Genomic DNA, 13949 nt, shown 5'->3' on the forward strand with positions numbered 1-13949 from the left:
ATATTCTATCTCTTCAGTTTCAAATGGTTCAGATGAGAAGATACTTTTAGTCCACACGATGCGTAACAGTAACATCCCATATACTATCTTTAATCTTCACCACGACATTGTCTTGCTTCGTTGTTCCATTGTTCCAGTATACCGTAAAGAGGAAGTTATACGTTCCGTCAGGCAGTTTATCAAATCCTTTCTGCCACATGGATCCTTTCCAGTCTTCCTCATTGGTAGAGCTCAGGTTAACGGTTATGTTTTTCTCTACCAGTTTCACCGACACTTTATCCGGCTTGGTTAAGGAGCTTCCCGTATCTGTAACCGTCGAAGAAAGAACGAATTCTTCCCCCGCCCAGAACGTATCAGCTGACCGGGGCTTTGTTGGGTTCTTTGCATTGTAGGCTTGACGGTTTTGCTCCCATATAGCCATATGCTGCACATACCCTTGGATAGACAGTGGTAATACAATAATTTTCTTCGTTACAACCACTGGATCAGCAATCTTATCCGTAACAGTCATCTTTACACTCCATGCCCCAGTATCAACCATTCGGTATGTCGGACCAATACTAGAATAAGGATAACTTGAGTTCGATGTGACGGTTTTGACTACAATACCACTTGGGTTTGTAATTTCGTAGGTAACCGTTAGATCGTTGTGATCCGGATCATCAACTGCCGTAATAAAGGATACCGTGTCTCCCTCGTACACCGGCTTCGGCGACCAGTTAAAATCGCCTGTTGGAGGCTGGTTTGTACTGAAGTAAATATATTGATATTGCCCCATGTTGCCGGCTATGTCCCAATCCACCACCATTAAGCGATATCTTTGACCGGTTAGCAATCCGCCTACTGTATACTTTGTTGTCGAGTTTGCAAGCGGGATGCTGTATTCTGCTGTACCATTTCCATTCAGATCGATATTGGTTGTCGTCCCATCATCGTTGACCTTTTGCATATAGAACGCTCGAGAGGCATGTCCGGATGATGGTGGCGAATCGCTAAATGGATTAAATGTCACGGTAACGGAAGTCGGTTTAATATCCAGCTGTTCATTTGTGTCATCCGGAGGAACCGTATCTACGAAGAAGTAACCATTTTCCGAATAGCCGCCCCAAGCCATACCATCGTTTGCCCTTGCACGCCAGTTATGAAGCCCTTCCTGCAGCGCAGGCGGCGTGTAGGCTGTTGCACTGATTGCATTATTGGTATCGACTACTTGCTCTCCTGTTTCGTTATAGAAAACTTCATAATCCACTTTCGAGACTGCTTGTCCATCGACATCTGTAACAGATACCTTCAGCTGCGGCCGATTATTATTTGTATAAATCGGCTCTGAAGCTTTAGCTCCATTAAAGGTAAGCAAATGTGTTACAGGCGGCGTATTCAGTATGAAGTAAACAATATTACTATCATCAGACCAATAACCTTTCGAGAATACCCTACCTTGCACTTTAATTTTACGTCCTATCTGAATGCCCTCATCGAGAATGAATGAGGTATCATTGCCCGGATATGTGCCCTCCATAATGGTTTTTCCGTTGTCTACATACGAGACTTTAAGATAGAACTGTTCTTGAGGATCGCTGTCCTCATCACTATAAGTCCATTTTACAGTTGGTTCACTGGAGAGTAAGGTCGGACTTGTTAGTGTTCCATTTGGATAAGTGATGACCATTTTGGGACGGTGCTGATTGGCCGGTGGAAGCGCATCTTTGTAAACTCGGGTCTCTACCCAGAACGACCACACCCCAAAACCATCTTGGACCTGCTCTTGAATAATGAGTTCTACACCCGGACGATCATATAATTCTCTCGTTCCGGTCGTCCAAGCCGTTTCATCCGCCCATCGAGTCCTGAAGCTTCGAGCTGCTAAGTAATCCGGAATATCTGGATCGTATGAGGTATCATACGTTGCATAATCCAATGTCTCCCCTTCCGGATAGACAATACCGGTAAATCTTACATCTGGCTGCGCGATCGGGCGACGGTGAACATAAAGCTTTTTCGTTACCGGTTCGGACCACTGCTCATACTCATCCATACCAGGATTATCTTTCGCTTTAAAAGTGATATTATAGAGCCCCGGTTTATCTAGTACCGGAAGCTTCGTATCAAAAGATTTTCCATCGAATGCACTTAGACCAAGCGAATTTGCAAAGTAGTCCGGATCATGTTGGTAACTCCAGTTTTCTAAAGTCTCCGGATCCTTTTCAATATCGTCAAAGATGGCATCATACTTGATTTCTTCTCCTACAAGTACAGATTCTTTTGTCTCTTCTACGTAATAATCACCGTAGTTTTTGACCTTTACATCACTAAACTTGGCTTGCTGCTGACCAAGTGACATGATACCTACCGAGCCTTTACTATAGGTGCCATCCGTGACCTCGATCACTTTAGCATGGTTAATGTATACGCGCAGCGTTCCGTTGGAAGCTTCAAGATCAAACGGATAGGTTACAAATGGAGATCTTGCGTAATCCACCGTCTGTAGGGCTGTTTTGGAACCAGCTACAATTTTGTACAATGTTAGCTTGTCTTTCGTCCACTCAGCCGCATACATATTCTTTCCATCTTGTACGTGAATGGCAGCTCCTATCGGCTTATCATTAGTGGCATCGTTAACAGCTACATTAAAAGATAATCGATCGTTCTTGAGCTTTGTTGCCGGATCGTACCATAACCCCGCCCAAGAGGAATCGGCAACTTCAACGGTATTATCATCAATTGCCTTTGGATAATCGCCGCTGCCGCTTGCAGGAACAAATGGAAAGACATATTGAACTCCCGAGGCCGAACCTGGCGCTGAGAATCCATAAAAAGATCCATCCGGTAATATGCTCGTATTTAATGTTGGATCTTTTAAGTAAGAACTCGTCCACGTATAGCTCGTATCCGTAACTTCATTGTAATAATTTATGCTGCCTTTGGTGTTATTATAGGGATCAATAGGGCCCCTTCCATTTACAACAATAGAAGCATAAGGCTTGTAGATCGCATTTGTATAATCCGCATAGGCCCCATTCGTCGGATATGCAATATTCCCACTAGGCATTAAAAAGGCCTTTGTATTTGCAATTAGATTGCCACTTGCCTTTGGTTTAATCTGTTGTAAATACTGATCAAAGTAAAATTCAGCCCCTTGGTAACGAGTTGTTGCATATACCGTACCGTCTGGATAAATAATGGGGGTACCAACACCATAAGTATCTTCCCAACTCATTGTGTCACACCACGTTTTACAGGTTTCCCAATATTCGAGGCCATACTGTGTAGGTTCGTTAATGTTGTCATAAAAGATTTTAGAAAGAGCACCAGTTGTTCTATTCCATTGATATCCATACATAGTCGTATTCATATTGCTTCCGCCACTATAGTATTGAATATAGCCCGATACATTGAAATAGAGCGTCTTCCATTTATCCGTACCGCCACGAGTATATTCTGTCGTCGCAGTCATATAGGAGATATCGGAATTACTAGCCCCTCTGGATCCATAACCCATGACTCCTGTATTCCCATTAACCGCCATCGCATAGACCTCATAACCATCATAAGTGGTTTGAGTGGCCCATGTTAAATATAAATCACCGTCAGAGTCGATAACTCCTTTATAATTCTGCAAGAAGGTAGGGCTATACCTTATATCTTGTGTTTTTACATCCCACTTCACAGACTTATCCTGAATGGAATATTTTACTGCATGTACGTTCCAGTATTCTTGAGAAGCCCCCGTCCTCGCTCGGTAGGCCATATAGAGATTTTGTCCGTCGTCCGAAACTTCGAAATACATGATGTAAGACATTTCTCCTGATATCGGTACGGTATAGCTGCCTATGAGCTCTCCATGATTATTAATCTTCTTAACCTCATAGTTTGTTGCCCCATATGATCCAGCCCCATAATAAAAATTCTCGTTTTTATCTGCGCCTAAATAAGTTAAACCACTAACTTCAGATAAAGAGAAGCGGCTAATCTCCGTACCATTCTTTGCACTGCGTTCAACCATTTCCCCGCCTTCGCGTGAATAGAGACGATGACCGGCATAAATGTATGGGACTGCGACCGCATTTTTGGGCAACCCCCACACAGGAAGCTTGGTTAAATCTGCAGCAACTTCGTATTTTGAGCGGCTATTGGCACCTAAACCCATGTTCGGATACTTAATAAAGAAGTCAGCCATCTTTGCATTTTTGGTTTGTAATGCACCGCTATTTGTTTTCCAACCGATCGTTTTGTTGGCGTCTGTTGTGTACGGTTGAATTAACTTCCATGAACGCATAATTGATTCGCCCGTATAGGCCAGGTCTTCAGGTGCGCTGTCTTCTCCCTGATTCGGTTGCTGTGTCAGGCCGTACACATCAAAGTCTACAAACGGGGCATAATTTAGAACATTTGTTGCTGCAATCTCGGATATTGCCGACAATCCGTAATCCTCTGTAACGCTTGCACGGTATTGTCTTTTCCCTACTGCTGTATAAGTGACTGGATAAGTATCCTTAAATGGCCCCGTATAAATGGTTGTCCAAGGCTCTTCTTCGAAATTACCATCATTATCATGATCGTAACGCTCTTCGATTTTCAACGAGTCGAGTTTATCACCATCTACACTCTCAGCATCAATAAAAATCATCGATTCATTGAATCGATAAGTCTGCTCTGGAGTCATGATGCTTACTATTGGCGGTTGGTCGGGTACGACCTCAAATAAGTGTGTCCCCCAATCACTCTCACGCCCTTGAGAATCGAAAACCTTACCTTCTACTGAGTAATCTCCAAGCGTTGTCGGCCCTTTGGTTGGCCAGCCATCGGTATACCCCGAATCACCGATTTTCTTATAACGCGTTTGATTCTTTGTAAAATCAATGGTTACACCACGGTCCGCAAGCGGTGTGTACGAATTATACAGGTGGAAAATGTTCGAAAAGTCTCGTCCCTGAATTACCTTTGTCGGCCCTGTCACCACAGCAACCGGCTTTGGATCCAGAACTTGCAGAGAAGCTGTATCCCATTTCGTTTCTGATCCATTTGTAACCATGATTTTAGCTTGATAAAAGCCTGGTTTATCAAATTTTAAATTGGGATACCGATATTGGCTATCATCGGTTATTACTTCTTGCAAGTTGTTAGAAAATGTCCAACTCATAGATGTATATCCATCGGAATTGTTATCCAGCGTTGATTGATCACCAGTAATAATGGTATTAGGTATAAACTCAATATCTGCCGTGACTGGAGGAGCTGGCGGCGGTGTTGGTGTCCCGCCAGGATCTGGCGTAGCGGCACCAGGCTTAGTCACGGTAGTTGTACACTCTATTGGTTGCTCGGCAGTTGTGCCATCCGTGAAATTCACCCTAGCACGCATGACCCATGTTTCTGTATAACTATCAACACCATCTAGCCTGGCCTTGGATATGGTGAAGCTAAATTCTTGCTCTATCTTATCCAAACCATACCCTACCGTTGAAGTCGTATATTGGCTGCCATCATTGGCTCGGCCATAAACCGTCCAGTTCTTTACTGTCTTCGTTCCTTTTCCTGCAAGAGAAGCCGTCATTGTTGCCGTTACAGATATGTCTTTATCGGCAAATGTGATTGTATCGGGATCGGCCGAACAATCACAAGAAACTGTTGGTGTATTTACTGGCGGGATCGGTTCATAGGTTACACGAACTTCACCTTCATAATAGTAGGTGTTAGCATTCCATGTTAATAACGACTGCATAATGTACTGTCTCGCTATAGCATACCCCGAACAATAACTGCAATCAGCATCAACCAACGTCGAACTGCTATCTGGCATAATTGCAACAGTCAAGCCTTTACCATTTATTGCTCCCGATTCTCCTAATGTCAAAACCCGATGTTCAGAATTTGCTACAGGTTTCGCATCGATTACTTTTACCGTTGATGGTATTACAGCACTTGGCGAAACTGATTCTGTCTTCCCGTTCATCTTAGTTGTAAAGCTTGAAGGGATATCAAAACCATTACTCTTAGCCTTAATAGAACCATCAGAATGTTTTAACTCACTACTTATTTTATTACCGAGATTGTCTCGATCAGGTAACTTACCAGTACATACCGTTAAGTTCCCCTTCCAACAGCCATCACCTGTTTGAGGCGTTACATAATATGGGCCAACTCCATTACCCTCAATAATCCATTCTTTACCGTTTGACCTACGGTTTACAACTGCATACATGTTTGACATTACATTTGGGGCGGAAACCGTTATTTTTGCTCCAGTTACCGTTTCCACAGTTAGTTTAGAATTAGACAAACTAAACTTACTCGATCGTTGCGTTAAACTAAGTGTTCCATCACTATTAACTACCTTCATCCAAAGTTGATATGATTTGGGTCTGTAACCCGATGGTATGTCCAAATTTACTGGTACATTTGACAACGTTCCGTTCTGATTAAATTTCTGGCTAAAACTAATTGATTGCGATTTTGTTATCGTTGTACCTGAATCGGCGGCACTAGCGGAATAAAAAGTGAAGGAATAGACTAACAATAGCAAAATCATTAGTTGAGGAATTATTCTTTTTAATAACCCCATTCGGCATATACACCCTCTTTTAAAGATCAAAATCGAAATTTATATTTAAGGTTTTTATGAACCCCATACATCTTTCACGTTCGTTAAGTAAAACTGGGAATCTTTGCCAAACGAGACGTTAAATCTCTCCAAATGAATAGGAAAACCACCATACTCCTTAATCTGAGCATCTATATATTTTTTGGGAACTAACGCAAAGATATAGTTGTACGCTTTTTCGTTAGGGTTTCTAAATACAAACTCTTTATCATTTACAAATAGCCCGTTACGATCAGAAAGGCTTCCATCTCTATAGAAATACTTCTCTGCTAGTTTAATAGTTGAACCAGTATAATCATCCATATACATATAAAAACTATTAGTTACATATTGTTTAGCACCATCCGTAACCAAGTTTTTTCCGATTACTTTAAAAGCGAAAACATAATTATCTGCAGGTTTAAGCTTTTTATCGGAAGGATAATATGTTGCCCCATCCAAATAATTCATATAGTACCCGTTAGTATCTGCAGGATCTAGAATGATAAGTTTATCAATTGTAACATTATATTTTTTATTAATATCAACCGAAAACGGCAATGTTTTAATATCCTTTTGATTCAACATAGTGATCATATTATTTCCACGCCAAGCGATTTCAGCTGCACTCGATGCCCCTTTGTCTACTGTCAGTGTTCCACCACTAGAAAGCTTTAGTAGGCGTGTAACAAGCACCGCTGCCTCAGCACGTGTTGTAGTCCCTTCCGTATTGATAGACTCAGCCTTTGTTCCAGAACGCGACAGAATGCCTTTATTCACGGCACGGAACATCAGTTCCGCAGCAGTAAGCTTCTTATTCCGATATTCCGCGTACTCTCCCCGCACGGCCAGCTTAGCCATTTCATTACGAGTCGCAGGATTATTCACATTACCTGGATAGTCACCATCCATATATACGCCGGCTTTAGCCAAAGCTGTTTGATATGGCGCATACCAGGTCGATCCGCCCGATCCAATTTCAAGCTTGAAGGTCAGAGCCATCACTTTAAGCAACTCAGCACGGGTTATAGTGTTGTTGGGCTTATATGTACCGTCCGAATACCCATTCAAAATGCCGGCTTGGACAGCTGTTTCAATAGACGATTCCGCCCAGTGACCAGAAATGTCTTTAAAGCTTGGCTTAGTTGTTGCAGCCTCAACTTTATGAGTAGATACCGCTGAAGTTGGTACCAGCAGTGAACAAGCCAGACCTACGCTTACTAATGTTAATAACATCTTTTTCATTTTGAATTACCTCTTTTCTTCATATCTTTTTATTTTTTCTTTTTCATTGCGAAAAAGTAAGAAAGGATTTTGGGATCATAAAGTTTCTTATCTCTTGCCATAATCTCAATTGCTTTGTCCCTGCTTAACGCTGGTGCATACGGCCTGGTTGATGTTAACGCGGAAAACGTATCTGCTATGGCTGCAATTCTACCAGCTAACGGAATCTCATTACCGACTAGCCCCTTTGAATATCCCGATCCGTCGTAACGTTCGTGATGATACTCGGCTATATCAACTATCAGTTGTGGTAATCCCATTGCTTGTAGAATATAAACACCTGCCGTTACGTGAACACTTATGGATTTTCGTTCATCATTGCTAAGCTTAGAATCGCCCTTAAGAATGCGATCAGATATACCTAATTTCCCGATATCATGAGTCAAAGATCCAGCAAAATACAGAAGTACATTTTCTCGATCGAAGTGGCTTGCTAGTTGAGTGGCATAACGAGCCATATTAGCCGAGTGCTCCGCGGTCAAGGGATCTCTCACCTGCAAACAATAAAACAATGCTTGAATAACCTTTAACGTCTCAGAGCTCTTTTCTGCTTGTCTCCATAATGACAAAAATTCATCGATATCTTGGCTGCTTTCCATCTGCTTCTGAATCAGTATCTTCCCCTTCCTTTCTGTTAGAATGTTTGTTCTTAGGTATCTAAATCCCCCTACTTTCACTACATCTAGCATTTCGAATTCCTGTTCTTCGCTGCATTCAGCATGAAGAATACTTGTATATATATTAATATACATATATTATAAATGATCTGGATAATTTCTCCTAGCATTTGAATTATCTTTTTAAAAAATACACTTCTTGAACAGCCGGAATTAGTAGTGGTTCGTCGTCTATTAGGCGTCCGATTCCTTTATGGCTTGTGCTAATAATTGCTACCACAGAAGGACCGACAATTGTCTGGTCAATGGTTCGCTGAATTTCTTTGTCTGTTCCAGCGTTTAATGTTACGGAGCAAGATACATGGTATGTCGTACTTATAGTGCAAGAGGTTGGATTAACGTTCAAATTTACAATCGTATTTGATTCCCAGTCAGCATAAACTAACTCATTTATGACTACAGCAGAGCCTTCCTGTAGTATACTTCCTTCTATTGCTTTATTTGTAGCATTTAGCCCCATATTGGCTTGTAGATAGTGATAAAACATATCTTGAGCGCTCAATCCGGGCGTAGAGGTGTCTAATTTAAAATAACCTTTGGATAATTGTATTTCATCTATTGAGAGTGATGCAGCATGGACGGCTCGATTCAAATCATTCTTTAACTTATTTTGAGTCTTTGAAAGATTAAGATAGTCCAACACGATGACTAAGAATAAAATGCAGCATATTAAGAGAATCAAACTCATCAACATAATAGCAATTCCGCCACGTTCATTTCCTAAAAATTTAATGAGTCTTTTATTCATACTTTTCACTTCTTCCTTCTCCTTCTAGGTAGAAGTATCCTTTCTCTTCTTCTGGAGCCACATGAAAAAAAGCCATAACTCTATTAAGGTCAGTTGCTGGATACTGAATCACAAGTTTTACGGTCGGATCAGCATCATCTTTAAGAACTTTAGTCATTGTGCTGCCTTCAAATGAAGGATACGTCTTTCCGTTCTTGGTCACAATAGGATATCCTAATTGATTAAGTTTTGTCTCGGTATCTGTAATGATTGCTTGTGAGAGGTAACCTTCTGTTTGCATCATTTGAAGTGCTCGATCTTTAATGTCATCAATCTTGCTTTGTCGGTTCAAATAAGAAGCGTAGAGGATTACCATAAAAGTACATGCTAAAAAAGTCGGTAATACGATTAAGAGAATGATTAAATCGGTAATCCCTTTTTCATTGTTAAGCGGTTGCTTAAAATCTCTCAACCTTTTCCACATCTTTTTCACTCCTTTCAGACAACATACAAAAGGGGGCCATGCCCCCCTTTAATCATAATCACGGTCCTGGTTTGTACCCATACGATCGCACATCCGATTTTAAGTTATCGTATCCTTCGATTATTGTGTTGTTTACACCGTCATCCGATAGAAAGACCCATGAAAAAATGCCAATGCAAATGATAGAAACTATAATTATTAGTGGTAACTTTTCCATTGATGACCTCTTAACGGAATGATGTTATTACGGCATTGTTTGCCCTGTTCCTGGCGCAGTACTTCCAGAATAATTGAAAGTACCTGCTTTTGTATTGATTTTTGTTGCTCCCGAATTTAGACCATTATTTATTCCACTCGGATTATTAAAAATCCAAAAACCAATGCCTGCGCCAATAATACAGATAATAATGATTAACGGTAACTTCTCCATTTCATAACTCCTTTAAATGTTTTTATTATTTTTCCGGATGGTTATGGCATTACTTGTGTTGCTGATCCTGGTGCTACGCTGCCGGAATAATCAAATGTACCCGCTTTAGCATTGATCTTTGTTGCCCCAGAGTTAAGACCTGCGTTGACTCCACTCGGATTATTAAAAATCCAGAACCCAATGCCTGCGCCGATAATGCAGATGATAATAATTAACGGTAACTTTTCCATTGTTTTCTCCTCTCAATCGTTACGTGATGTTGCATCTTCAATTGTGTGCTTAAGGTTAATTCCACCATTATCTATGCCTTTACCTATCCCATTAGGATTATTAAACACCCAAAATGCGATACCCGCCACGATGATGCAGACGATAATGATTAACGGTAGTTTCTCCATGGTACGCGTTCTACTCCTCTCAATAAAAACGAGAACAAATCAATCCCATTGGATTTTTATGTGAAGCTAAGCCTAATCCAAACAGGATTATATTATCACCACCTCCTAAGAATAGTTATACCTCTATCGTAGCCTTCCCCTTTCCTAGAATGAGCCTTTCATCATTTCTATGAAGCTTCTATACCATGGCAGCATAACTAAGACCGCTGATGCTAGAAATGGTATTAATATAATGAAAGTTACACGAAGCGGGCTACCTTCAATTTTCTTTTTTTCTTGAAAATCTCTCATGTTATCGATATTTCGTATTTGTTGATCAAATAGGACAATGATTTTATCATTGGAGGCATTCCAGCTAGCAAGTAATGTATTTGTTAAAGGCAATACCTCTGTAATCCCTATCTGCTCCCCAAAATGAATAATGGCGTTTCTTGGATCATTCATCCAATTAATTAAAAGTTCATCCACAAACGGCTTAATGACCTTAGATGTCCTTCCAGCTCTTCTAATTGCATAATATATTGGAATGCTTTCCGTAATACATACAACTAGTCGATGTGAAAATTTAACAATTTCTGCTGTTAGAATGTCCCTTCGTCTCTTAACGTAATAAATTAGGATGAAGCCAGGAGCTAAGTAAGCTGTAACAACTACTCCTAAAAATTGAAAGATCGGAAATGGTAATGGAAAGCCTGCCAACAGGTTTTTAATGGTATATAGGATGAAAAACAATAGGCCACATGTTAGTGGTGCCGATATCTGAATGAGCCGAAAATGAAAGATTTGGATACCATATGGATTCCCTGCTGCCTTCAATCTACGAATTAACTTATAATTGGCTCTCTTGGTGTTCTCTCTTTTAATTGAAGACTCTATGTAATCTTGCATACTCTGCCGGCGTTTATTACGTCCCGATGGCAATCTAATTCTATTTCGAAATTTGACCAATTTGGTTAAAGGCATGATTGTAGAAATCGCACCAATAGTGAAAACCATCACTATCAACCACATTGTCCAATCCATACTCATGATCGCGAACACCTCCTTACAATTTTTTTCTTCCCATTTGCATAGCGCCAACAAAAGATAGGAATAAAATTAAGACGCATAGTGAAACGATTCTTATGCCAGATGGGTCTATGAAATAGTAATATCGATTATTCGGATCCATTTTGATATTGAAATATACAACGAACACGGATAAACCAACCATGAGTATTGTTCCCCATTTATAAATGTGAAGCAGTTTTATGCGATTTTCCTCGTTATATACAGCATTCTGCATCTCGCTTATCAATTTGAATAAGGAAGAAGTTATATCCACGCCCGTCTCCAAATGAGTTATGAGAATATCTGCGAAATAATGTGCCCAATCGTTACCGACTCGATCAGCGAACTGAATCAGAGACTCATCAGGTGGCTCTCCTGTTTGTAGATCCATAATCAGTTTGTTCCATTCGCTCATAATCTCAAGAGGGACAGTACGAGAAGCTTCGTAGATGGAACTGTGTAAGTTTTCTGACTCTGAAAAATAACCTATGAAATTCTGAATAGTCGGAATCATGACTGATGACATCGCCAAATTTTTTTTTTGATACCTCGACCAAGCCCACAACAAAGGTGTTGTTCCAATAATGGCTCCGACTAGTGCATTGTAAAAAGGAGCCGGCATCACACGATAACACACGAGAAATATGATAACTGCAATCAACCCACAAAACAGAAGCAGCGTGCTAAGGGATATTTTGATTTCTGCAACGCTTAGTTTTTCCTCTATTTTTAAATAAATAGGATGCGACTGTAACCCTATTTTTGATTTAGTATTTACCCTGCCTTTAAGCTTTCTCTTCTCATAGAAACGATTTCTCCGAAATACAGAAACCCAAACAGATAATTTTTCTAAGAAAGGGCCAACTATAAGCAGAACACCTATCGCAAATACAATGAGAAACCCAACCTCTATTATGTTCATTTAATAAACTCCCATTTTCGAGAATTCTGCTGGATCAGCTCCGTGAGACATCAAGTGTTCCATAAACTCTTCACTAAGCTTATTTCCGGTTCTTCTCCACTCATTGCTCTTTGAATCCCATAAGAAAATTGGTCTCATTTCAATATGCCCATTAGGATGTGGTACAACTTCGGTTATTTCAGTCATGACACGCCTATTTTTATATTCATTGACTTTCACAAAACGCTGAAAGATGATGATATTGAATGCACGTCCTATTCGAAGCCGTAGATCATTATCATCGTGATTTCCTCCATCTTGCTTTACCATATCCATAAGATCGGAGATAATCATGCTTCGATATTTGGAATGTATACACATCATGGTATCATGACCACGTAGAGCAGCTTGCACTCCTTGTGCAGCTTCTGCACCACGTGCTTCTCCAATTACTATGCGAGTAGGACTTTCACGTAATAGCGTGATAAAACCCTTCGCCATTGTGATCCCTAATTCTGGTACTGATTGAAAAGGAACTATATTTCCATTTGAAATTCGCTCATCCAAACTCATTTCAAACTCAGTTTCCAGTGTTAGTATACGCTCAGGCTCTGGTATTTCTTTTGTTAAGGCATAGAGTGTTGTAGTTTTCCCCGTAACTGTTCCACCAGCAACAATAATTGAAGCATGATAACGAACTATTAGTTGAAGGAATAGCATCATTTCTTCACTCAATGTTTCTTTTTCCACTAAGGTAGACAAGCTAGGGTCTTTAAGAATAAAGTTCCTAATTACAATAGTAGGGAACGCTGAGAAAGGAGCTTGCGTCATTGTAAGGCGTGATTTATTGAACATATACGTGTGACAGATAGGACTCTGTTCATTGATACGCGCACGTCCATATAAGGCTAATCTTTCTTGGAGTCGGATGACATCTTCTCTTGAGTCAAACATACGTTGATGTTTTACCGCCACTCCATCTTTCATCACATATATTCTGGTGTCATTAACTTGTACTTCTTCTACATCCTTTGCTTTATACAAATCTTCAATGTAACCGGCGCCAACAGTTAAGGCAAAAACTGTATCTGATAAGCTCATTTTTTCTTGCAGCTGTCCATTTGTAGCAAATAACATTTTTTCGTTTATGATTTGCTTAATAATTGCTTTAACCTTTTCTTGAGCAACTGGATTCCCAAGACCCGCATGGTGGATCATTTCTTTATGTTCTTCTTGCTCTTCTGCTGTTCCATCTGGCGATTTTAACTTCTCTTGTACAATTCGAACGACTTCTCCAATCGTTTGATTGGAATAACCTTTTATAGTCTGAACTTTTTGTTCATTTTTTTCTGATTGTAAATGTTCAATAATGCTAAAGTTTCTTCTCTTCTTACGTATTTTTACTATTTGCATTTTTCTTC

Annotated in this window: 11 protein-coding genes; all 11 read right to left on the reverse strand. The window is 40.2% G+C overall.

Annotated elements, in window-relative coordinates; translation table 11 throughout:
* Positions 1 to 46: 46 nt before the first annotated feature.
* Positions 47 to 6559, reverse strand: a complete 6513-nt coding sequence (locus tag WFK81_RS20990; RefSeq protein WP_336788335.1) for a hypothetical protein — start codon at positions 6557 to 6559, stop codon at positions 47 to 49.
* 54 nt (positions 6560 to 6613) lie between these two features.
* Positions 6614 to 7822, reverse strand: a complete 1209-nt coding sequence (locus tag WFK81_RS20995; protein ID WP_336788336.1) for an S-layer homology domain-containing protein — start codon at positions 7820 to 7822, stop codon at positions 6614 to 6616.
* 29 nt (positions 7823 to 7851) lie between these two features.
* The gene (locus tag WFK81_RS21000) at positions 7852 to 8613 is read right to left on the reverse strand and encodes an HD-GYP domain-containing protein (RefSeq protein ID WP_336788337.1); all 762 of its coding nucleotides are present in this window, start codon (positions 8611 to 8613) and stop codon (positions 7852 to 7854) included.
* A gap of 40 nt (positions 8614 to 8653) precedes the next feature.
* A complete protein-coding gene (locus tag WFK81_RS21005) occupies positions 8654 to 9295 on the reverse strand; it encodes a hypothetical protein (protein WP_336788338.1) in 642 nt (213 codons plus the stop codon).
* Positions 9279 to 9749, reverse strand: a complete 471-nt coding sequence (locus WFK81_RS21010) for a hypothetical protein (RefSeq protein ID WP_336788339.1) — start codon at positions 9747 to 9749, stop codon at positions 9279 to 9281. The genes WFK81_RS21005 and WFK81_RS21010 overlap by 17 nt, the downstream gene beginning before the upstream one ends.
* A 244-nt stretch (positions 9750 to 9993) precedes the next feature.
* Positions 9994 to 10179: a hypothetical protein gene (locus WFK81_RS21015; protein ID WP_336775174.1), complete on the reverse strand. Its 186-nt coding sequence runs from the start codon at positions 10177 to 10179 to the stop codon at positions 9994 to 9996.
* Between the two features lie 41 nt (positions 10180 to 10220).
* On the reverse strand, positions 10221 to 10409 hold the full coding sequence (locus WFK81_RS21020; RefSeq protein ID WP_336775173.1) for a hypothetical protein: 189 nt from the start codon (positions 10407 to 10409) through the stop codon (positions 10221 to 10223).
* 12 nt (positions 10410 to 10421) lie between these two features.
* On the reverse strand, positions 10422 to 10577 hold the full coding sequence (locus WFK81_RS21025) for a hypothetical protein (RefSeq protein WP_336788340.1): 156 nt from the start codon (positions 10575 to 10577) through the stop codon (positions 10422 to 10424).
* Between the two features lie 144 nt (positions 10578 to 10721).
* On the reverse strand, positions 10722 to 11606 hold the full coding sequence (locus WFK81_RS21030) for a hypothetical protein (RefSeq protein WP_336788341.1): 885 nt from the start codon (positions 11604 to 11606) through the stop codon (positions 10722 to 10724).
* A gap of 16 nt (positions 11607 to 11622) precedes the next feature.
* Complete coding sequence (locus WFK81_RS21035) at positions 11623 to 12549, reverse strand: type II secretion system F family protein (protein ID WP_336775170.1); 927 nt, start codon at positions 12547 to 12549, stop codon at positions 11623 to 11625.
* On the reverse strand, positions 12550 to 13941 hold the full coding sequence (locus WFK81_RS21040) for an ATPase, T2SS/T4P/T4SS family (protein ID WP_336788342.1): 1392 nt from the start codon (positions 13939 to 13941) through the stop codon (positions 12550 to 12552).
* Between the last annotated feature and the right edge of the window lie 8 nt (positions 13942 to 13949).

Origin of the sequence: Paenibacillus sp. MMO-177, assembly GCF_037147795.1 — a bacterium.
Taxonomy (GTDB): domain Bacteria; phylum Bacillota; class Bacilli; order Paenibacillales; family Paenibacillaceae; genus Pristimantibacillus.